The organism is Candidatus Arsenophonus lipoptenae (genome assembly GCF_001534665.1).
Lineage (GTDB): Bacteria > Pseudomonadota > Gammaproteobacteria > Enterobacterales > Enterobacteriaceae > Arsenophonus > Arsenophonus lipoptenae.
Genome location: NZ_CP013920.1, coordinates 202,379 through 221,701, shown reverse-complemented (window position 1 = coordinate 221,701; position 19,323 = coordinate 202,379). Strand labels below are relative to the sequence as shown.

At 29.5% G+C, this 19,323-nt stretch carries 31 protein-coding genes; 30 read left to right on the top strand and 1 reads right to left on the bottom strand.

Features of this window, described 5'->3' with window-relative positions:
- Positions 1-88: 88 nt before the first annotated feature.
- Entirely contained in the window at positions 89-715 is a 627-nt protein-coding gene (locus tag AUT07_RS00980) for a DsbA family protein (protein WP_066283008.1), read from the top strand.
- Positions 716-938: 223 nt separating this feature from the next.
- Entirely contained in the window at positions 939-3,761 is a 2,823-nt protein-coding gene (gene polA, locus AUT07_RS00975; protein WP_066283001.1) for a DNA polymerase I, read from the top strand.
- Positions 3,762-3,908: 147 nt separating this feature from the next.
- Here polA and yihA read toward each other — a convergent pair whose 3' ends face one another.
- A complete protein-coding gene (gene yihA, locus AUT07_RS00970) occupies positions 3,909-4,526 on the bottom strand; it encodes a ribosome biogenesis GTP-binding protein YihA/YsxC (protein WP_066282998.1) in 618 nt (205 codons plus the stop codon).
- A 905-nt stretch (positions 4,527-5,431) separates the two neighbouring features.
- Here yihA and rpsJ point away from each other — a divergent pair.
- The 28 genes from rpsJ to rplQ all read left to right on the top strand — a co-directional run bounded on the left by rpsJ (position 5,432) and on the right by rplQ (position 19,323).
- Positions 5,432-5,743: a 30S ribosomal protein S10 gene (rpsJ, locus tag AUT07_RS00965; protein ID WP_066282993.1), complete on the top strand. Its 312-nt coding sequence runs from the start codon at positions 5,432-5,434 to the stop codon at positions 5,741-5,743.
- 31 nt (positions 5,744-5,774) lie between these two features.
- Positions 5,775-6,425 carry a 50S ribosomal protein L3 gene (rplC, locus tag AUT07_RS00960; protein ID WP_066282989.1) on the top strand — a complete coding sequence of 217 codons (651 nt, stop codon included), beginning with the start codon at positions 5,775-5,777 and terminating at the stop codon, positions 6,423-6,425.
- A gap of 6 nt (positions 6,426-6,431) precedes the next feature.
- Entirely contained in the window at positions 6,432-7,037 is a 606-nt protein-coding gene (rplD, locus tag AUT07_RS00955) for a 50S ribosomal protein L4 (RefSeq protein ID WP_066282986.1), read from the top strand.
- Positions 7,034-7,342 carry a 50S ribosomal protein L23 gene (gene rplW / locus AUT07_RS00950; RefSeq protein ID WP_066282984.1) on the top strand — a complete coding sequence of 103 codons (309 nt, stop codon included), beginning with the start codon at positions 7,034-7,036 and terminating at the stop codon, positions 7,340-7,342. The genes rplD and rplW overlap by 4 nt, the downstream gene beginning before the upstream one ends.
- A gap of 13 nt (positions 7,343-7,355) precedes the next feature.
- On the top strand, positions 7,356-8,180 hold the full coding sequence (rplB, locus tag AUT07_RS00945) for a 50S ribosomal protein L2 (RefSeq protein ID WP_066282982.1): 825 nt from the start codon (positions 7,356-7,358) through the stop codon (positions 8,178-8,180).
- Positions 8,181-8,199: 19 nt separating this feature from the next.
- Positions 8,200-8,478: a 30S ribosomal protein S19 gene (gene rpsS, locus AUT07_RS00940; protein ID WP_066282980.1), complete on the top strand. Its 279-nt coding sequence runs from the start codon at positions 8,200-8,202 to the stop codon at positions 8,476-8,478.
- 20 nt (positions 8,479-8,498) lie between these two features.
- Positions 8,499-8,831 carry a 50S ribosomal protein L22 gene (rplV, locus tag AUT07_RS00935; RefSeq protein WP_066282977.1) on the top strand — a complete coding sequence of 111 codons (333 nt, stop codon included), beginning with the start codon at positions 8,499-8,501 and terminating at the stop codon, positions 8,829-8,831.
- A 17-nt stretch (positions 8,832-8,848) separates the two neighbouring features.
- Complete coding sequence (gene rpsC, locus AUT07_RS00930) at positions 8,849-9,562, top strand: 30S ribosomal protein S3 (RefSeq protein ID WP_066282975.1); 714 nt, start codon at positions 8,849-8,851, stop codon at positions 9,560-9,562.
- The gene (rplP, locus tag AUT07_RS00925; RefSeq protein WP_066282972.1) at positions 9,562-9,972 is read left to right on the top strand and encodes a 50S ribosomal protein L16; all 411 of its coding nucleotides are present in this window, start codon (positions 9,562-9,564) and stop codon (positions 9,970-9,972) included. Before rpsC ends, rplP begins: the two co-directional genes overlap by 1 nt.
- A gap of 3 nt (positions 9,973-9,975) precedes the next feature.
- Positions 9,976-10,182: a 50S ribosomal protein L29 gene (gene rpmC, locus AUT07_RS00920; RefSeq protein ID WP_066282969.1), complete on the top strand. Its 207-nt coding sequence runs from the start codon at positions 9,976-9,978 to the stop codon at positions 10,180-10,182.
- On the top strand, positions 10,172-10,426 hold the full coding sequence (gene rpsQ, locus AUT07_RS00915; protein ID WP_066282967.1) for a 30S ribosomal protein S17: 255 nt from the start codon (positions 10,172-10,174) through the stop codon (positions 10,424-10,426). Before rpmC ends, rpsQ begins: the two co-directional genes overlap by 11 nt.
- A gap of 306 nt (positions 10,427-10,732) precedes the next feature.
- Positions 10,733-11,104, top strand: a complete 372-nt coding sequence (gene rplN / locus AUT07_RS00910; RefSeq protein ID WP_066282964.1) for a 50S ribosomal protein L14 — start codon at positions 10,733-10,735, stop codon at positions 11,102-11,104.
- Positions 11,105-11,123: 19 nt separating this feature from the next.
- Positions 11,124-11,438, top strand: coding sequence for a 50S ribosomal protein L24 (gene rplX, locus AUT07_RS00905; protein ID WP_066282961.1), 315 nt, complete (start codon positions 11,124-11,126; stop codon positions 11,436-11,438).
- 16 nt (positions 11,439-11,454) lie between these two features.
- Positions 11,455-11,994 (top strand): 50S ribosomal protein L5, encoded by a 540-nt coding sequence (gene rplE, locus AUT07_RS00900; protein WP_066284140.1) that lies wholly within the window; start codon positions 11,455-11,457, stop codon positions 11,992-11,994.
- A gap of 14 nt (positions 11,995-12,008) precedes the next feature.
- Positions 12,009-12,314: a 30S ribosomal protein S14 gene (rpsN, locus tag AUT07_RS00895; protein ID WP_066282959.1), complete on the top strand. Its 306-nt coding sequence runs from the start codon at positions 12,009-12,011 to the stop codon at positions 12,312-12,314.
- Positions 12,315-12,342: 28 nt separating this feature from the next.
- Positions 12,343-12,735 (top strand): 30S ribosomal protein S8, encoded by a 393-nt coding sequence (gene rpsH, locus AUT07_RS00890; RefSeq protein ID WP_066282956.1) that lies wholly within the window; start codon positions 12,343-12,345, stop codon positions 12,733-12,735.
- A 15-nt stretch (positions 12,736-12,750) separates the two neighbouring features.
- On the top strand, positions 12,751-13,284 hold the full coding sequence (gene rplF, locus AUT07_RS00885) for a 50S ribosomal protein L6 (RefSeq protein WP_066282952.1): 534 nt from the start codon (positions 12,751-12,753) through the stop codon (positions 13,282-13,284).
- A gap of 23 nt (positions 13,285-13,307) precedes the next feature.
- On the top strand, positions 13,308-13,661 hold the full coding sequence (gene rplR / locus AUT07_RS00880; RefSeq protein ID WP_066282950.1) for a 50S ribosomal protein L18: 354 nt from the start codon (positions 13,308-13,310) through the stop codon (positions 13,659-13,661).
- 19 nt (positions 13,662-13,680) lie between these two features.
- Positions 13,681-14,181: a 30S ribosomal protein S5 gene (gene rpsE, locus AUT07_RS00875; RefSeq protein ID WP_066282947.1), complete on the top strand. Its 501-nt coding sequence runs from the start codon at positions 13,681-13,683 to the stop codon at positions 14,179-14,181.
- 8 nt (positions 14,182-14,189) lie between these two features.
- Positions 14,190-14,366 carry a 50S ribosomal protein L30 gene (rpmD, locus tag AUT07_RS00870; RefSeq protein ID WP_066282944.1) on the top strand — a complete coding sequence of 59 codons (177 nt, stop codon included), beginning with the start codon at positions 14,190-14,192 and terminating at the stop codon, positions 14,364-14,366.
- 24 nt (positions 14,367-14,390) lie between these two features.
- Complete coding sequence (gene rplO / locus AUT07_RS00865; protein ID WP_066282943.1) at positions 14,391-14,825, top strand: 50S ribosomal protein L15; 435 nt, start codon at positions 14,391-14,393, stop codon at positions 14,823-14,825.
- Between the two features lie 7 nt (positions 14,826-14,832).
- Positions 14,833-16,161: a preprotein translocase subunit SecY gene (gene secY / locus AUT07_RS00860; RefSeq protein WP_066282941.1), complete on the top strand. Its 1,329-nt coding sequence runs from the start codon at positions 14,833-14,835 to the stop codon at positions 16,159-16,161.
- A 42-nt stretch (positions 16,162-16,203) separates the two neighbouring features.
- Positions 16,204-16,320: a 50S ribosomal protein L36 gene (rpmJ, locus tag AUT07_RS00855; RefSeq protein ID WP_066282937.1), complete on the top strand. Its 117-nt coding sequence runs from the start codon at positions 16,204-16,206 to the stop codon at positions 16,318-16,320.
- Between the two features lie 132 nt (positions 16,321-16,452).
- Positions 16,453-16,809, top strand: coding sequence for a 30S ribosomal protein S13 (gene rpsM / locus AUT07_RS00850; RefSeq protein WP_066282934.1), 357 nt, complete (start codon positions 16,453-16,455; stop codon positions 16,807-16,809).
- 19 nt (positions 16,810-16,828) lie between these two features.
- Positions 16,829-17,218 carry a 30S ribosomal protein S11 gene (rpsK, locus tag AUT07_RS00845; RefSeq protein WP_066282929.1) on the top strand — a complete coding sequence of 130 codons (390 nt, stop codon included), beginning with the start codon at positions 16,829-16,831 and terminating at the stop codon, positions 17,216-17,218.
- A gap of 37 nt (positions 17,219-17,255) precedes the next feature.
- Entirely contained in the window at positions 17,256-17,876 is a 621-nt protein-coding gene (gene rpsD, locus AUT07_RS00840) for a 30S ribosomal protein S4 (protein WP_066282926.1), read from the top strand.
- A 24-nt stretch (positions 17,877-17,900) separates the two neighbouring features.
- Positions 17,901-18,890 carry a DNA-directed RNA polymerase subunit alpha gene (locus AUT07_RS00835; protein ID WP_066282924.1) on the top strand — a complete coding sequence of 330 codons (990 nt, stop codon included), beginning with the start codon at positions 17,901-17,903 and terminating at the stop codon, positions 18,888-18,890.
- Between the two features lie 40 nt (positions 18,891-18,930).
- Entirely contained in the window at positions 18,931-19,323 is a 393-nt protein-coding gene (gene rplQ, locus AUT07_RS00830; protein WP_066282922.1) for a 50S ribosomal protein L17, read from the top strand.

The following is a 19,323-nucleotide window of genomic DNA, read 5'->3' as shown; positions in this document are numbered from 1 at the left end:
ATATTACTATATCAAAAAATATAATAATATTTATCTATTTTTATAATTTAATAAATTTGTAAATCTAATTTTCAAAGAATTATTTGCTATGAACAAATTTTGTTTAAATTTAATATGGTTATTTGTATTTTATAATCTTTCTGCAATAGGTTATACTGAAGGTATTGAATTTAGTCAAATAAAAAACGCAGTGCAAGATGCGCCTCGTGTAGTAGAATTTTTTTCTTTTTATTGTCCTCATTGTTATAATTTTGAATCCATTTACCATGTATCTAAAATGATATCAGGAAAATTCTTTAAGGATATTAAAATTAAGTTAGAGCGTTATCATATAGATTTTTTAGGTCCATTAGGTAGTGATTTAACAAAAGCATGGACGTTAGCTATGGTGTTAAATATTGAAGATAAAATTGCATTAATTTTATTTGAAGGAATACAAAATAAAGAATCAATAAATACTAGCGCTGATATTAAAGCAGTATTTATTAATATGGGCATTAAAAGTGAAGAATATGATGCAGCATTAAATAGTTTTATTGTTAGATCATTAGTTATAAAGCAACAAAAAGCAGTGAAAGATTTTCAATTAGTAGGTGTTCCAGCAATTTTTGTTAATGGTAAATATATGATTCATAATAAGTATATAATAGGTAATGACATAATTTATTATGCTAATGCTTATTCTGATATTGTGAAATTTTTAATTAATAAATAAAACATTCTATTTTATTAAAGATATAATGTTTTATGGATTATTAGTGCACTTATTGCATGTTCTATTTAAGCACATATAAGTACTATTTTAAAATATTTTTAGTGATAAATAATAAAAATGTTAATATAGAATTATTTTAATAGTTTTTTGTCTTAATTAAGATTTTAAAAATAAAAATTAATATAATTATTAATTAATATCTTTTCTTTATGATGGATAGATTATGTCTATAATTAAAAAAGATCTATTTATTTTAGTTGATGGATCATATTACCTTTATCGTGCTTATCATGCTTTTCCATTATTAACTAATAGTTTAGGTAAACCTACAGGTGCTATTTATGGTGTTATTAATATATTACGTAGTTTAATTATTCAATATCAACCTAGTAATATTGCTGTATTATTTGATGATAAAGGGAAAACTTTTCGTGATAAGTTATTTGCAAAATATAAAGCTAATAGACTTAGCATGCCTGATAATTTATGTAAACAAATAATGCCATTATACGAAATAATTATTGCTATGGGATTACCTTTATTAGTTATATCTGGTGTAGAAGCTGATGATGTAATAGGTACATTGGCGATACAAGCAGGCAAGATAGGTATTCCTGTATTAATTAGTACTGTAGATAAAGATATGGCTCAATTAGTAACTAATAATATAAAGCTAATCAATACTATGTCGAATGCAATTATTGGGCCAACTGATGTTATTGATAAATATGGAATTCAACCAAAGCTAATAATTGATTTATTTGCATTAATGGGAGATCGTACTGATAGTATACCAGGAATACCTGGTGTGGGAAAAAAAACTGCTTTAGCTTTATTAAAAGGTATTGGTAATCTTGAAACTATTTACAATAATTTATCAGCAATTTCATCATTAAAATTACGTGGTTCTAAAATATTATTAAAAAAGATAATCGAATATAAAGATATTGCTTTTTTATCATATAAATTAGCTACAATTAATACTAATGTTAATTTAGATACAAATTATGATGAATTAATTATTAAGGAAACTGATACTAAAAAATTATACAAGATTTTTAGTTTTTATGAATTTAAGAGTTGGTTAAATGATTTAAAAAATGGTATATGGTTAACAAAAAAAATAAATAAATCTTTCATTAGTATATCTAATAATATGAATAGTACTTATCTTACTAGTAGTATAAATTTAATTTCAATTAAAAACTCTATTAGATCATTTTTAATAGAAAATTATCAAATAATATTAGAAAAAAATCATTTAATAGAATGGATGAAGAAACTTCAATCCGCAAAAAGTTTTGTTTTTGAAATAGAAACTGATAGTAATGATACATTATCGACTAATCTTATTGGACTATATTTTGCTATTGAAGAATGGCAAGCAGCTTATATTCCATTAAAGTATGATTGTCTTAATTTTGCTAAACAATTAAAATTAAATGAAGTATTAGATATCATAAAACCAGTTTTAGTTGATGATAAGATTCAAAAAATTGGTAAAAACACAAAATTTAATTATAGTGTAATGAAGAATTATGATATTATATTAAAAAATATGGCCTTTGATATAAGATTAGAATCATATATATTAAATAGTATTGCTGGTTTTGGTGGTCATGATATAGCTAGTTTAGCTAAACTATATTTTAATAGTGAAAATGTAACTTTAAAAAAAATCATTAATAAAAATTATGAAAAACCGTCATTATTATTTAGTAACAGCACTTCTAAAAAAACTAACTCTTATATAAAAGAAGATGTAAAAATTACACTATTAATACATAATATCTTATGGCCTCAGATTGAAGCAAAACCTAAATTAAAAAATATTTTTCAACAGATAGAAATACCGCTAGTTCCAGTATTAGCAAAGATGGAACAAATTGGGGTGCTTATAGATAAAAATAAGCTTGCGAAACAATCTCAAGAAATAAGTAATCGTTTAATAAAGATTGAAAAATTAGCTTATATTGTTGCTGAACAAAAATTTAATTTATTTTCACCTAAAGAATTGCAATTTATCTTATTTAAAAAATTACAATTACCAGTTATAGAAAAAACTTCGTGTGGTTTACCTTCTACAAATGAGATAGTTTTAGAATATTTATCTAATAGTCATGAACTACCAAATATTATTTTACAATATCGTAGATTATCAAAATTAAAATCAACTTACATAGACAAGCTTCCTATGATGATTAATTTAAAAACAAAAAGAATACATACATCTTATCATCAAACAGTAACTTCTACAGGTAGATTGTCTTCTCGTAATCCTAATTTACAAAATATTCCTATTCGTACTAAAGAAGGCAGAAGGATTCGTCAAGCCTTCATAGCTCGTGAAGGTTATAAAATTTTATCTGCGGATTATTCACAAATTGAATTACGTATTCTAGCACATTTTTCTAAAGATCAAAGATTACTTAATGCCTTTGCTGAAGGACAAGATATTCATAGTGTTACAGCAGCAGATATTTTTAATATATTTTTAAAAGATGTAACTAATGAACAACGTCGTACTGCAAAAGCAATTAATTTTGGTTTGATATATGGTATGAGTTCTTTTGGGTTATCTCGTCAATTAAAAATTAGCCTTAATAAGGCCAAGTTTTATATAGATTGTTATTTTAAAAGATATCCAGGTATTCTAAGTTATATGGAATTTATTCGCAAGAAAGCTGCCAAAAAAGGATATGTTGAAACACTAGAAGGCCGTAGATTATATTTACCTGATATTAACTCTAATAACACAATAAAACGTAAAGCATCTGAACGTGAGGCAATTAACGCATCTATGCAGGGTACCGCAGCTGATATTATAAAACGTGCTATGATTTCATTAGATAAATGGATTGAAACTGTAACTCCAAATCTTTATATGTTGATTCAAGTACACGATGAACTGGTATTTGAAGTAAAAAAATCAGCATTAATTCAATCACAACAAAAAATTCGTCAACTGATGGAACAAAGCGTACAATTAGCTGTTAATTTGAAAGTTGATATAGGTGTTGGTGATAATTGGGATGAAGCGCATTAAATAATTAAAATATTTTAAAAAGATAAAATTTAATAAAGAATGAATTTCAATTTATCAAATAAAGTAAGGTATTTATATTTTATAAATAAATTCATATTTGATAACAAAATGCAAATATTTGTTTACTAATTATTTTAATAATATTTATTATATATTATGTATTTTAAACCATTCATCTAATTTAAATTGTAGTTTATCTACACCTATTCTTTTTAATGAAGAGAAATTTACTACTTGTACATCATTAGTTACATTATCTATAAGTTTTAATTTATTGCTTACTACTATAGCTTGATTTTTTTGTTTGTTATATGTTAGCTTGTCAGCTTTAGTCAGTAATATAAGTATTGGTATATGCATTGTTATAGCCCATTTTATTATTTTTATATCCATATCTTTTAATGGATGACGAATATCCATTGAGATTATTAAACCTTTTAAACATGTTCTTGTTTGTAAATATTCATTAACTATATTTTGCCATTTATGCTGAATAAATTTTGGCACTTTTGCATAACCATAACCAGGTAAATCCACTAATCTGATTCCATCTTTTATTTCAAATATATTTATAAATCGTGTTCTACCAGCTGTTTTACTAGTTTTTGCTAGATTTTTTTGTTGTGTAATTGTATTTAATATACTAGATTTACCAGTATTAGAACTACCAATAAAAGCAATTTCTATACCATAAGTCGGTAAATATTTAAGATGAGATATGCTTTTTATAAATCTTGTGCGTTGATAATTGTAATTATTTGACATTATTGTATTTTACTAATGTTAGTATTATAAATTATTACATAATTACATATTTCATAATATAAAAAACATATTGTTTATTAATTATAATGAATTAATAACTATGTATTAATATATTTTACGTAAATTATATTGTAAAATTTATGATTTAATAAATTAAAATATTATTTTTTTTACTAGTATCTTATTTCTATTATGTTTATTATGTATACAACATTTTTTTATTAATATTTTAAATTATAGTGATAATTTTATTAATGTAAAATAGATTATTAAACAAATTAAATAAAATTAGTATCATTAAATATTTATGTAAAATAAATAACCCAATGGTTTTTATATCAATGGATATATTATTGAATATATAATATTGAATAACTAATATAATATCTTTTATTATTATTTTCTAAATACTTATACTTTATAAAAGTTATTATATAATATAATAGATGTAAAATTTTGGATTATTTTATTTTAGTATAATTTTTGAATTAAATTTATGAAATTTTTTATTTTTTGTTATATACTTATCCTACGTATAATTAACAGATATAATTGAAATATTAATAATATAACTAAAGAAAATAAATACAAAAATTTATACAGAAAAAAATATTTAAAAAATGGTTTATGCTTATTTAACATTTTTATTTTATTAAAAAAATTATTTAAATTGTTTACAAGTCTTGTTCTTATTTTTAAAATAACATATTATATAGTAGATCGTAAAAAGATTTATTGTTGTTTGATAAATAATAAAATTATAAATAGTATTTTAAATTAATTATAATTTTATTTGTATAAAACAATACTTTTTGATCTAATTTTTTAAAATTATTAGGATTATAGTCTCCCTATTAAAAGGGATGTGTATATTATGAATTTACAAATTGGAGAGCTATGTTCGCATGCAGAACCAAAGAATACGTATCCGTCTCAAAGCTTTTGATCATCGTTTAATTGATCAATCAACAGCGGAAATCGTTGAAACTGCTAAGCGCACTGGCGCCCAAGTACGTGGTCCGATTCCGTTACCTACACGTAAAGAACGATTTACTGTTTTAATTTCACCACATGTTAATAAAGATGCTCGTGATCAATACGAAATTCGTACTCATAAACGTTTAGTTGATATCGTAGAGCCAACTGAAAAAACTGTTGATGCACTTATGCGCCTTGATTTATCATCTGGTGTTGATGTACAGATTAGTCTTGGTTAATTAAATATTTTTAATTAATGAGGTTGCAATAATGATTGGATTATTAGGAAAAAAAATAGGAATGACTAGTCTTTTTACGGATGAAGGTATTGCAATTCCTATAACTGTTATTGAAATTAAAAATAATCGAGTAACTCAGGTAAAAAGTTTAAATATAGATGGTTATAATGCAATTCAAGTGACTACTGGTAATAAAAAAATAAATCGTATAAAAAAACCAGAAGCTGGTCATTTTTCTAAAGCTGGTGTTGAAGTTGGTTATATTTTGCGAGAATTTCGTTTTAGTAGGAATGAGAAATTTATTGTAGGCCAAATTATTAATGTTGATCTTTTTGCTAATACTAAGAAAGTAGATATTACTGGCATTTCAAAGGGTAAAGGGTTTGCTGGTACAATTAAACGATGGAATTTTAGTAGTCAGGATGCTACTCATGGTAATTCGTTATCACATCGTGTGCCCGGTTCTATCGGTCAAAATCAAACTCCAGGTAAGGTGTTTAAGGGTAAAAAGATGGCTGGTCAATTAGGTAATGAACGTGTAACTATTCAGAGTTTGGATGTCGTAAAAGTTGATATTAAGCGTGATTTATTATTAGTTAAAGGTGCTGTTCCTGGAATGCCTGGTAGTACTTTAATTATAAAACCTGCTATTAAAGCATCATACAGACAACAAGGAGGTTAAAGAAAAATGGAATTAATAATTCAAGATACTCAAATGAAATTGACTGTTTCGGAAGATATTTTTGGTAGTGTTTTTAAGAAAGATCTCGTCCATCAAGTAGTTGTTGCATATTCAGCTGGTAATCGTCAAGGTACTCGTGCTCAAAAAAGTAGGGCTGAAGTTACAGGATCTAATAAAAAACCATGGCGTCAAAAAGGCACGGGTAGAGCTCGTGCTGGTTCATTTAAGAGTCCAATTTGGCGATCAGGAGGAATTACTTTTGCAGCTAAAAATCAGAATCATAGTCAAAAAGTAAATAAAAAAATGTATCGCGGTGCTTTAAAAAGTATTTTATCTGAATTAGTTCGTCAGGATCGTTTAATTATTGTTAAATATTTTGTTTTAGAAGAACCAAAAACTCAACTATTATTAAAAAAAATAAAAGAAATGTTTTTAGATAGCGTATTAATTATTACTCAAGAAGTTGATAAAATTTTAAGTTTGGCATCTCGTAATTTATATCAAGTTAAAGTGAGTAGTATAGTAAATGTGAATCCAATAAATTTGATTACTTATGATAAAGTGATTTTTACTATCGATGCTATAAAAAAAATTGAGGATACTTTAACATGATGTATAATAAACGTCTATTGAAAATATTATATTCTCCTTATGTATCTGAAAAAGCTTCTATTATTATGAAAAAAAATAATACTATAGTGCTTAAAGTTGCTAAAAATGCAACTAAGCTGGAGATTAAAAATGCTATAAATTTTTTATTCGAAGTTAAAATTAAATTTATTAATACTTTAATAGTAAAAGGCAAAAAGAAACGCCATGCCAATAGAATTGGCCGTCGTGGTGATTGGAAAAAAGCTTACATAACTTTAAAAGAAGGATATAGTTTAGACTTCATCGGTAATTCAGAGTCGGTCTGAGGAATCAAAAACAATGGTAGTTGTTAAATGTAAAGCAACTTCTCCTGGCAGAAGACATGTAGTCAAGGTGGTAAACCATGAATTACATAAGGGACAAGCATATAGTTTATTAATAGAAAAAAGTCATAAAACTGGAGGACGTAACAATAATGGCCGTATTACTACTCGTCATATCGGTGGTGGACATAAACAACATTATCGTATGATAGATTTTAAGCGTAATAAAGATAGTATTTTTGCTATTGTTGAACGTCTGGAATATGATCCTAATAGATCTGCTAATATTGCATTAGTTCTATATAAGGATGGAGAAAGAAGGTATATTTTAGCACCTAAAAATTTACAATTAGGAGATCAAATTCAATCCGGTTTAGGTGCTCCAATTAAAATAGGTAATGCCTTACCTATGCGTAATATTCCTGTAGGCTCGATAGTTCATAATGTTGAACTTAAACCGGGTAAAGGAGGTCAGTTAGCTCGTTCAGCTGGTAGTTATGTACAAGTTGTTGCGCGTGATAGTAGTTATGTAACCATCAGATTACGTTCTGGGGAAATGCGTAAAATTTTTTCTAATTGTCGAGCAACATTAGGTGAAGTTGGTAATTCTGAACATATGTTACGTGTTTTAGGTAAAGCTGGTGCTAGTCGATGGAGAGGAATCCGTCCAACAGTTCGGGGTACGGCAATGAATCCAGTAGACCACCCACATGGTGGTGGTGAAGGTCGTAATTTTGGTAAACACCCAGTAACACCTTGGGGTATTCAAACCAAGGGTAAAAAGACTCGTAGAAATAAGCGTACTGATAAATATATCATACATCATCGTTCTAAAAAATAAATAAACAGGATCTAATCACATGCCACGTTCTCTTAAAAAAGGTCCATTTATTGACCTGCATTTATTAAAAAAAGTAGAAAGAGCGGTAGAAACTGGAGATAAAAAGCCTTTAAAGACTTGGTCACGTCGCTCAACTATATTTCCTAATATGATTGGTCTAACTATTGCTATCCATAATGGTCGACATCATATTCCAATTTATATTACGGATGAAATGGTTGGTCATAAGTTAGGTGAATTTGCTCCAACTAGAACTTATCGTGGTCATACTGCAGATAAAAAAATTAAGAAACGTTAAGGTTGGATAGAGGAAGATAGATGGAAACTATAGCTATACATAAACGTGCTCGTTCTTCTGCTCAAAAGATTCGTTTAGTAATTAATTTGATTCGTGGTAAGAAAGTGTCACAAGCTTTAAAAATTTTAAGTTTTTCTAACAAAAAAGCTGCTTTTTTAGTTAAGAAAGTACTTGAATCTGCTGTAGCTAATGCTGAACATAATAATGGTATTGATATGGATGAATTAATAGTAAAAAAAATTTATGTTAATGAAGGACCAACTATGAAACGCATTATGCCTCGTGCTAAAGGTCGTGCTGATCGTATTTGCAAGCGCACCAGTCATATTACTGTGATTGTATCAGATATCTGATATTTTGGAGATTGGTAATGGGTCAAAAAGTACATCCTAATGGTATTCGCCTAGGTATTATAAAAAATTGGAATTCTACTTGGTATGCGAATACGCAAGAATTCGCTGATAATTTATATAGTGATTTTAAAGTTCGTCAGTATTTAAATAGAAAATTAGGAAAAGCATCTATAGCACGTATAGTTATTGAGCGTCCTGCAAAAAGCATTCGTGTAACTATTCATACCGCCCGTCCTGGTATAGTTATTGGTAAAAAAGGTGAAGATGTTGAGCAATTGCGTAAAATGGTAACAGATATTTCTGGTGTTCCTGCACAAATTAATATAGTTGAGATTCGTAAACCTGAACTTGATGCTCAATTAGTTGCTGATGGTATCGCCGCACAACTTGAACGACGTGTTATGTTTCGTAGAGCTATGAAACGAGCCGTACAAAATGCTATGCGTTTAGGAGCAAAAGGTATAAAAGTAGAAGTTAGCGGTCGTTTAGGTGGTGCTGAAATTGCACGTACTGAGTGGTATCGTGAAGGTAGAGTGCCATTGCATACTTTAAGAGCTGATATTGATTATAATATTTCAGCAGCTCATACTACCTATGGTGTGATTGGTGTTAAGGTATGGATTTTTAAAGGTGAAATACTTGGTGGTATAATTGCTGTTGATAAATTATTAGATAATTCAATAATTCAATATAAAAAACAGCAACGTAAGGGACATAAGGAGAACCGCTAATGTTACAGCCAAAGCGTACTAAATTTCGTAAAATGCAAAAAGGACGTAATCGTGGTTTGGCTATTGGAATGAATATTAATTTTGGAACATTTGGTTTAAAATCAATAGATCGTGGACGGTTGACTTCTCGTCAAATTGAGGCAGCAAGACGTGCCATGACACGTGCAGTTAAACGTCAAGGTAAAATTTGGATAAGGGTTTTTCCAGATAAACCTATCACTAAGAAACCACTTGAAGTACGTATGGGTAAAGGTAAAGGCAATGTAGAGTATTGGGTAGCCTTAATTCAACCTGGTAAAGTGCTTTATGAAATAAGTGGTGTTGTAGAAGATCTAGCTCGTGAAGCATTCAAGTTAGCGTCAGATAAATTGCCATTAAAAACTATTTTTGTAAATAAAACGGTAATATAGTGAATGAAGATAAAAAATCTTAGCAAAAAAAGTATAGAAGAGTTAAATACTGAATTATTTAATCTGCTACGTGAACAATTTAATTTAAATATTCAGTCTAAAAGTAAACAATTAAAACAAACTCATTTGTTAAAACAAGTACGTCGTGATATCGCACGTGTAAAAACTTTATTGACTGAAAAAAGTAAAGGTATGATGAATGAAAGATAAAATTAATACTTTACAAGGTGTTGTAACTAGCGATAAGATGGATAAGTCTGTCGTTGTGGTTATTAACCGTATGGTAAAACATCCTTTATATGGTAAGTTCATCCGTCGTAGAACAAAATTACATGTACATGATGAAAAAAATGAATGTGGTATCGGTGATATTGTAGAAATTCGCGAATGTGCACCAATAGCTAAAACAAAATCATGGATACTTGTTCGTGTTATGGAAAAGGCTATTTCATAAGTTTTTCTAAAATAATTTCATAAGTTTTTCTAAAATAACTAAATAGTTGTTTTATTATAAGCTATAAAGCGGCTCTTAATTAAGAGTGCCGTTTGTTTTTTTATTCATTTATATTATTTTTATTCATTTATATTATATAAATTTTGTTATATTATATAAATTTTATTAATAGTATTAATATTTATTAATGAAGTTTATAAAACTTTGCATTATTATATAATTTTAAAATAAAAAATTCTTATATTAAGTTTTAAATTTAATTTAAAATTTGGTCTTTGATTGTATTTCATATTTATCGGAGTAAAAATGATCCAAGAACAAAGTATGTTAAACGTAGCTGATAACTCTGGTGCACGTCGTGTAATGTGTATAAAAGTTTTAGGTGGTTCTCGTCGTCGTTATGCAGAAGTTGGTGATATTATTAAAATTACTATTAAAGAAGCTATTCCAAGAGGTAAAGTAAAAAAAGGTGATGTTCTTAAAGCAGTAGTGGTTCGTACTAAAAAAGATATTAGACGTCATGATGGTTCTGTAATTCGTTTTGATAGTAATGCTTGTGTATTATTAAATAATACTACTGAGCAGGTTATTGGCACACGTATTTTTGGCCCTGTAACTCGTGAACTTAGAACTGAAAAATTTATGAAGATTATATCTTTAGCACCAGAAGTCCTTTAAATAAAAGGAGTCCATTATAATGGCATCTAAAATACGTCGTGGTGATGAAGTGATGGTATTAGTTGGAAAAGATAAAGGTAAGCGTGGAAAAGTTATTCAGGTCTTTTCTTCCAGTAAAGTGCTTGTTGAAGGGATTAATTTAATTAAGAAACACCAAAAGCCTATTCCGTCTATCAAACAATTAGGTGGTATAATTAAAAAAGAAGCAACTATTGATATTTCTAATGTCGCTATTTTTAATGTAAAAACTGGTAAATCTGATCGAGTAGGTTTTAAAATTAAAGATGGAAAGAAATTTAGATTCTTTAAATCTAATAATGAAATTATTAAGTGATTTTTGGAGTAAAAAGATGTCAAAATTGCATGATTACTATAAAAAAAATGTAATTCAAAAACTAATGATTAAGTTTAACTATAAATCTATCATGCAAGTTCCTAAGATCAAAAAAATAACTTTAAATATAGGTGTTGGTAAAGCAACTTTTGATAAAAAACAGCTTGATAATGCAATTGCTGATTTAGCAGCAATAACTGGTCAGAAACCAATTATTACAAAAGTGCGTAAATCTATTGCTGGTTTTAAAATACGCCAGGGATATCCGATCGGATGTAAAGTGACTCTACGTGGTGAGCGTATGTGGGAGTTTTTCGAGCGTTTAATTTTTATTGCTATACCACGTATTCGTGATTTTCGTGGATTACCAATTAAATCATTTGATGGTTATGGTAATTACAATATTGGTATACGAGAACAAATAATTTTTCCTGAAATAGATTATGATAAAGTAGATAGTATACGTGGGTTAAATATTACTATTACTACTACCGCGATATCAGATAATGAAGGTTTTGCATTATTAATGGCGTTTAATTTTCCATTTTGTAAGTGATATAGGATTTAGGCATGGCTAAACAATCAATAAAAGTACGTAATATAAAACGTGAACAATTGTCTAAAAAATTTTTTGCAAAGAGAAAAGAATTAAAGGACATTATTTCTAATGTAAATTCACTTAGTGAAGATCGTTGGAATGCTATTCTTAAGTTACAAACATTACCACGTGATTCCAGTCCATCTCGTCTGCGTAACCGTTGTCGACAAACTGGACGTTCACATGGATTTTTGCGAAAATTTGGTTTAAGTCGTATTAAAGTACGTGAATCAGCTATGCGTGGTGAAATTCCAGGACTTAAAAAGGCTAGTTGGTAATTGTTAGTAATTAAATAAGGAAATTAAAATGAGCATGCAAGATCCTATAGCAGATATGTTAACACGTATTCGTAATGGCCAAGTGGCTAATAAGTCTTTAGTTACTATACCATCTTCTAAATTGAGAGTAGCCATTGCTGCAGTATTAAAAGATACAGGATATATAAATAATTATGAAGTTGAAGATAATGTTAAGCCAATATTAAAAATTACTTTAAAGTATTTTCGAGGGAAAGCTGTAATAGAAATAATAGAGCGTATAAGTCGTCCAAGTTTGCGTGTTTATAAGAAAAGTAATGTGTTACCTATGGTAATGGATGGTTTAGGAATTGCTATCATTTCTACTTCTAAAGGTGTTATGACTGATCGTTTGGCTAGACAAATAGGTTTAGGTGGTGAGGTTATTTGCTATGTCGCTTAAAATTTGGAGAAAAGAATGTCTCGTATAGCAAAAATACCTGTTAGTATTCCTGATGATGTAGAAGTTACACTTAATGGTCAGGAAATAATTATTAAAGGTAAAAATGGTACTCTTAATCGTACAGTTAGTAAGGCTGTTAAAATAAAGTATTTTAATAATCAACTGATTTTTATACCTCGTAAAGAATTTTATAATTCAAGAGCACAAGCAGGAACAGCACGTTCTTTATTAAATTCAATGGTTATTGGTGTAACTAAAGGTTTTATTAAAAAACTTTTGTTAATTGGTGTTGGTTATCGTGCAACTATTAAAGATGATGTTATTAATTTATCTTTAGGTTTTTCTCATATTATAAATTACAAATTACCAAAAGGCATTATTGCGAAATGTCCTTCACAAACTGAAATTATATTAGAGGGTTTAGATAAACAAGTTATTGGACAAGTTGCTGCAGAATTACGTTCTTATCGTGTTCCGGAACCTTATAAAGGTAAGGGTATTCGTTACGAAGATGAAGTAGTACGTAATAAAGAATCTAAGAAAAAATAAAAAATTAAAAGGTAATATATGATATGGATAAAAAATTAGCTCGGTTACGTCGTGCTACTAAAATTCGTTATAAATTCTATAAACTTGATGTAATACGGTTGGTAGTACATCGTACTCCTCGTCATATTTATGCACAGATTATTCCATCAAAAGGATCTGATATATTAGTGATGGCTTCTACTATAGAAAAGTTTGTTAGTAAGCAAATAAAATATACAGGTAATAAAGAAGCTGCTACAGTAATTGGTAAATTAATTGCTGAGCGTGCATTAAAGAAAGGTATTAAAAAAGTTGCTTTTGATCGTTCTGGTTTTAAATATCATGGTCGAGTTCAAGCATTGGCTAATGCGGCTCGTGAATCGGGACTTCAATTCTGAAATAAATTAGGGGTGTAAAATGGTTCACATAGAAAAGCAAAATAGTGAACTACAAGAAAAGTTAGTTATGGTAAATCGAGTTGCTAAAACTGTTAAAGGTGGTCGTGTTTTCAGTTTTACTGCACTAACTGTTGTCGGTAATGGTAACGGTTTTGTAGGTTTTGGTTATGGTAAAGCCCGTGAAGTTCCATATGCAATACAAAAAGCAATGGAAAAAGCCAAGCGTAATATGAAACATGTAGCCATCAATAATGGTACTTTATATCATTCTATAAAAGGGGCACATACAGGTTCTCATGTATTTATGAAACCTGCTCATGAAGGTACTGGTATTATTGCAGGTGGTGCAATGCGTGCTGTATTAGAAGTCGCTGGTGTACATAATGTATTAGCTAAAACGTATGGTTCTACTAATCCAATTAATGTTGTTCGTGCAACAATGGTGGCTTTAAAAAATATGTATTCTCCAGAAATGATTGCAGCTAAACGAGGTAAATCAGTTAAAGAAATTTTAGGATAGTTTTAATTATGAATAGTATTAAGATCACACAAGTACGCAGTTCTATTGGTTGTTTACCAAAGCATAAGGCCACATTAATAGGGTTAGGTTTACGTCATATTGGTCATACAGTGGAGCGAGAAGATACATCAGCTATTCGAGGTATGATAAATTTAGTTTCCTATATGGTTAAAGTTGAGGAGTAGGTTAAAGTTGAGGAGTAACAATATATGCGGTTAAATACCTTGTCTCCTGCTGAAGGTGCTAGAAAAGCATCAAAACGTATGGGTCGTGGTATTGGCTCTGGTTTTGGTAAAACTTGTGGCCGTGGTCACAAGGGGCAAAAATCTCGTTCTTCTAGTGGTATAAATCGTGGTTTTGAAGGTGGTCAAATGCCTTTATATCGCCGTCTACCAAAATTTGGTTTTACTTCACATAAGAGAATGGTTACTGCAGAAGTACGTTTATCAGATTTTAATAAAATTAAAGGAGATCTAATAAATTTAAATACACTAAAAACCGCTAATTTAATTAGCACTAAAACAAAATTTGTAAAAATTATTCTTTTTGGTGATATTAAAAGACCAGTAACTGTACATGGATTACGTGTCACAAAAAGTGTAAGAACTGTAATTGAAGCAATTGGTGGTAAAGTTGAGGAATAAGTTATAAATGACGAAGCAACCTGGTTTAAATTTTCAAATTGCTAAAAGTGGTATAGGAGAACTTAAACGTAGGATTTTTTTTGTTGTCATAGCTCAAATTATTTTTCGTATTGGTTCTTTTATTCCTATACCTGGAATTGATGTAACTGTGTTAACTAAATTTCTGGAACATCAGAAAGGTAGTATTCTTGAAATGTTTAATATGTTTTCTGGTGGAGCACTTAGTCGTGCTTCTATTTTTGCATTGGGTATTATGCCATATATTTCAGCTTCAATTATTGTTCAGTTATTAACTGTAATTAACACTAGATTAGCAGAAATTAAAAAAGAAGGTGAATCAGGTAGACGTAAGATTAGTCAATATACTCGTTATGGTACTATTTTATTAGCTATATTCCAATCTATTGGCATTGCTATAGGTTTACCTAATATGCATGGAATGCAGGGATTAGTAATTCATTCTGGTTTATCGTTTTATTTTACGGCTGTTATTAGTTTAGTTACAGGTACAATGATTTTGATGTGGTTAGGTGAGCAAATTACTGAAAGAGGTATTGGTAATGGTATCTCTATTATTATTTTTACAGGTATAGTTGCAGGATTAACACCGGCAATTGGTCATACTATTGAACAAGCCCGTGCAGGTGATTTGCATTTAATGTCATTACTGTTAATTATAATTTTAATATTTGCTGTTATTTATTTTGTTGTTTTTATGGAGCGTAGCCAGCGTTGTATACTAGTTAATTACGCAAAACGTCATCAAGGTCGTCATATTTATGCAACGCAAGGTGGCACACATTTACCTCTAAAAATAAATATGTCAGGAGTAATTCCTGCGATTTTTGCTTCTAGTATTGTATTATTTCCAGCTACAGTAGCATCTTGGTTTGGTGATGGAACAGGTTGGCAATGGTTAACAATTATTGCAATATATTTGCAACCTGGTCAACCACTTTATGTATTACTTTATGCATCTGCAATTATTTTCTTTTGTTTTTTTTATACAGCATTAGTTTTTAATCCCAGAGAAACAGCAGATAATTTAAAGAAATCAGGTGCATTTATTACTGGCATCCGTCCTGGAGAACAAACTGCTAAATATATTGATAAAGTTATGACTCGTCTTACATTAATAGGTGCATTATATATTACTTTTATTTGTTTAATTCCTGAATTTATGCGTGATGCAATGAAAGTTCCATTTTATTTTGGAGGTACTTCACTTTTAATTGTTGTTGTTGTTATTATAGATTTTATAGTTCAAGTACAAACTATTATGATGTCTAGTCAATATGAGTCGGTTTTAAAAAAAGTAAATTTGAAAAGTAAGTGAATTACTGAAAATATTATAAAATTTTATATAGGGGGTAAATTAATGAAAGTTCGTGCTTCAATTAAGAAATTATGTCGTAATTGTAAATTTGTTAAACGTCACGGTAGTATTCGTGTAATTTGCGATGTTGAACCAAGACATAAACAACGTCAAGGATAAAAAATTATTTTAGATTATGTTTTAGCTATATCTAAATAAGTTAATTTTTTCAAAAAAAATAACTATTTAATATTATTTAAAATAATCATTAAAAATAAAGTTATAATATACTTGAATATAGGAGTGCATAGTGTGGCCCGTATAGCAGGCATTAACATTCCTGATCACAAACATACTGTAATAGCATTAACATCAATTTACGGTATTGGTAAAAAGAGATCTCAGTCAATCTGTATAGCAAGTGGTATTGCTGAGCATAGTAAGATCAGGGAGTTGTCTGAAGAGCAAATAGAAAAAATACGTGACGAAGTTGCTAAATATATAGTTGAAGGTGATTTACGTCGTGAAGTTACCTTAAGCATCAAGCGTCTAATGGATCTAGGTTGTTATCGTGGTTTACGTCACCGACGAGGTCTTCCTGTACGTGGGCAACGTACCAAAACAAATGCTCGTACTTGTAAAGGACCACGTAAGATAATTAAAAAATAAATTCGGGGTTTATGAAATAATGGTAAAAGAACCTACTCGTGTACGTAAGCGTATACGAAAACAAATTATAGATGGTGTAGCTCATATCCATGCTTCTTTTAATAATACAATAGTTACGATTACTGATCGTCAAGGTAATGTATTGGGTTGGAGAACTGCAGGTGATTCTGGTTTTCGTGGTTCTCGCAAGTCTACTCCATTTGCTGCTCAAATTGCAGCAGAGCGTTGCGCTGAATCTGTTAAAGAATATGGAATTAAAAATTTAGAAGTTATGGTTAAAGGACCAGGTCCTGGTCGTGAATCAACTATTCGTGCATTAAATGCTGCTGGATTCAACATTACTAATATTACTGATGTAACTCCAATTCCTCATAATGGTTGTCGTCCACCAAAAAAACGTCGTGTTTAATTACTTTACGTTTTTATAATTATATTGGAGAAATATAATGGCTAAATATTTAGGTCCTAAGTTAAAATTAAGTCGTCGTGAAGGTACTGATCTATTTCTTAAATCTGGAATACGTGCTATTGAAACTAAATGTAAATTAGAACAAGCACCAGGACAACACGGTTTACGTAAACCTAGGTTATCTGATTATGGTATTCAATTACGTGAAAAACAAAAAGTTCGTCGTATTTATGGAATTTTAGAACGTCAATTTCGTAATTATTATAAGCAAGCAACACGTTTAAAAGGTAATACAGGTAAAAATTTATTGAATTTGCTTGAGTCTCGTTTAGATAATGTTGTGTATCGTATGGGCTTCGGTGCAACACGTACAGAAGCTCGTCAAATAGTTAATCATAAAGCTATAATGGTAAATGGTCAAGTTGTTAACATAGCATCTTATCAGATTACCAAGAATGATGTTATTAGTGTTCGTAAAAAAGCAAAAAAACAATTGCGTATTAAAGCTGCTTTAGAGCTTTCTGAACAACGTGAAAAATCTAATTGGATAGAAGTTGATACCATTAAGATGGAAGGAATATTTAAACATATTCCTGAACGTAATGATTTATCTGCTGATATTAATGAACACCTGATTGTCGAGCTTTACTCTAAATAAAGCTTGTACTAAAGAGAGGATAGAATGCATGATTCTGTAACAAATTTTTTAAAACCACGTTTAGTTGATATTGAGCATATTGATTTAATTTATGCCAAGGTAACGCTTGAGCCATTAGAACGTGGTTTTGGACATACTCTTGGTAATGCACTACGTCGTATTTTGCTCTCATCTATGCCAGGATGTGCTGTAACTGAGGTTGAAATTGACGGTGTACTACATGAATATAGTACTAAAGAGGGAGTACAAGAAGATATATTAGAAATTCTTCTTAATTTAAAAGGATTAGCGGTAAAAGTGCATGGTAAGGATGAAGTTATCTTGCATTTAAATAAAGCTGGAATTGGCCCTGTTACTGCTGCTGATATTAGTCCTAATGATGATATTGAAATTGTTAGACCAGAATACATTATATGTAATTTAACTGATGATAGTGCTTCTATTAATATGCATATTAAAGTTCAACGCGGACGTGGATATGTGCCTGCTTCTGCTCGTATTCATTCTGAAGATGATGAACGACCAATTGGTCGCCTATTAGTTGATGCATGCTATAGTCCTATAGAACGTATTGTCTATAATGTAGAAGCAACTCGTGTAGAGCAACGTACTGATTTAGATAAATTAGTTATTGAAATGGAGACTAATGGCACAATAGATCCAGAAGAAGCAATTCGTAGAGCTGCCACTATATTAGTTGAACAACTAGAAGCTTTTGTTGATTTACGTGATGTTGCAAAGGTTGAAGTTAAGGATGAAAAGCCAGAATTTGATCCCATTTTGCTTCGTACGGTAGATGATTTAGAATTGACTGTTCGATCTGCTAATTGTTTAAAAGCAGAAGCTATTCATTATATTGGTGATTTAGTCCAGCGTACTGAAGTTGAATTACTAAAAACTCCTAATTTAGGTAAAAAGTCACTGACTGAAATTAAGGATGTTTTAGCTATAAAAGGATTATCACTTGGTATGCGTCTAGAAAATTGGCCACCGGTAAGTGTTGATGACAAATAAGATAAAATTTTTAAGATTTTACTAAAAAAAGGATAAGGTTATGCATCATCGTCAGAGTGGTCGGCAATTAAATAGAAATAGCAGTCATCGACGAGCTATGTTTCGTAATATGGCTATTTCTTTATTCCATTATGAGATTATTAAAACAACTGTATCAAAAGCAAAAGAATTACGTCGTATAGTTGAACCGTTAATTACTTTAGCAAAAATTGATACGATAACTAATCGTAGATTAGTATTTTCCCGTATGCATAATAATGAAATTGTTACAAAATTATTTAATGAACTTGGACCACGTTTTGCTATTCGTACAGGTGGTTATACTCGTATTATGAAATCTGGTTTTCGTGTAGGGGATAATGCCCCAATGGCTTATATTGAACTTGTTGATCGTCGTGTTATTGAATGTCATAAAGAAATAATCAAAAAATAA

Coding starts and splice junctions, on each gene's coding strand:
- AUT07_RS00980 (WP_066283008.1), top strand. CDS start 89: ATGAACAAATTTTGTTTAAATTTAATATGGTTATTTGTATTTTATAAT.
- polA (WP_066283001.1), top strand. CDS start 939: ATGTCTATAATTAAAAAAGATCTATTTATTTTAGTTGATGGATCATAT.
- yihA (WP_066282998.1), bottom strand. CDS start 4,526: ATGTCAAATAATTACAATTATCAACGCACAAGATTTATAAAAAGCATA.
- rpsJ (WP_066282993.1), top strand. CDS start 5,432: ATGCAGAACCAAAGAATACGTATCCGTCTCAAAGCTTTTGATCATCGT.
- rplC (WP_066282989.1), top strand. CDS start 5,775: ATGATTGGATTATTAGGAAAAAAAATAGGAATGACTAGTCTTTTTACG.
- rplD (WP_066282986.1), top strand. CDS start 6,432: ATGGAATTAATAATTCAAGATACTCAAATGAAATTGACTGTTTCGGAA.
- rplW (WP_066282984.1), top strand. CDS start 7,034: ATGATGTATAATAAACGTCTATTGAAAATATTATATTCTCCTTATGTA.
- rplB (WP_066282982.1), top strand. CDS start 7,356: ATGGTAGTTGTTAAATGTAAAGCAACTTCTCCTGGCAGAAGACATGTA.
- rpsS (WP_066282980.1), top strand. CDS start 8,200: ATGCCACGTTCTCTTAAAAAAGGTCCATTTATTGACCTGCATTTATTA.
- rplV (WP_066282977.1), top strand. CDS start 8,499: ATGGAAACTATAGCTATACATAAACGTGCTCGTTCTTCTGCTCAAAAG.
- rpsC (WP_066282975.1), top strand. CDS start 8,849: ATGGGTCAAAAAGTACATCCTAATGGTATTCGCCTAGGTATTATAAAA.
- rplP (WP_066282972.1), top strand. CDS start 9,562: ATGTTACAGCCAAAGCGTACTAAATTTCGTAAAATGCAAAAAGGACGT.
- rpmC (WP_066282969.1), top strand. CDS start 9,976: ATGAAGATAAAAAATCTTAGCAAAAAAAGTATAGAAGAGTTAAATACT.
- rpsQ (WP_066282967.1), top strand. CDS start 10,172: ATGAAAGATAAAATTAATACTTTACAAGGTGTTGTAACTAGCGATAAG.
- rplN (WP_066282964.1), top strand. CDS start 10,733: ATGATCCAAGAACAAAGTATGTTAAACGTAGCTGATAACTCTGGTGCA.
- rplX (WP_066282961.1), top strand. CDS start 11,124: ATGGCATCTAAAATACGTCGTGGTGATGAAGTGATGGTATTAGTTGGA.
- rplE (WP_066284140.1), top strand. CDS start 11,455: ATGTCAAAATTGCATGATTACTATAAAAAAAATGTAATTCAAAAACTA.
- rpsN (WP_066282959.1), top strand. CDS start 12,009: ATGGCTAAACAATCAATAAAAGTACGTAATATAAAACGTGAACAATTG.
- rpsH (WP_066282956.1), top strand. CDS start 12,343: ATGAGCATGCAAGATCCTATAGCAGATATGTTAACACGTATTCGTAAT.
- rplF (WP_066282952.1), top strand. CDS start 12,751: ATGTCTCGTATAGCAAAAATACCTGTTAGTATTCCTGATGATGTAGAA.
- rplR (WP_066282950.1), top strand. CDS start 13,308: ATGGATAAAAAATTAGCTCGGTTACGTCGTGCTACTAAAATTCGTTAT.
- rpsE (WP_066282947.1), top strand. CDS start 13,681: ATGGTTCACATAGAAAAGCAAAATAGTGAACTACAAGAAAAGTTAGTT.
- rpmD (WP_066282944.1), top strand. CDS start 14,190: ATGAATAGTATTAAGATCACACAAGTACGCAGTTCTATTGGTTGTTTA.
- rplO (WP_066282943.1), top strand. CDS start 14,391: ATGCGGTTAAATACCTTGTCTCCTGCTGAAGGTGCTAGAAAAGCATCA.
- secY (WP_066282941.1), top strand. CDS start 14,833: ATGACGAAGCAACCTGGTTTAAATTTTCAAATTGCTAAAAGTGGTATA.
- rpmJ (WP_066282937.1), top strand. CDS start 16,204: ATGAAAGTTCGTGCTTCAATTAAGAAATTATGTCGTAATTGTAAATTT.
- rpsK (WP_066282929.1), top strand. CDS start 16,829: ATGGTAAAAGAACCTACTCGTGTACGTAAGCGTATACGAAAACAAATT.
- rpsD (WP_066282926.1), top strand. CDS start 17,256: ATGGCTAAATATTTAGGTCCTAAGTTAAAATTAAGTCGTCGTGAAGGT.
- AUT07_RS00835 (WP_066282924.1), top strand. CDS start 17,901: ATGCATGATTCTGTAACAAATTTTTTAAAACCACGTTTAGTTGATATT.
- rplQ (WP_066282922.1), top strand. CDS start 18,931: ATGCATCATCGTCAGAGTGGTCGGCAATTAAATAGAAATAGCAGTCAT.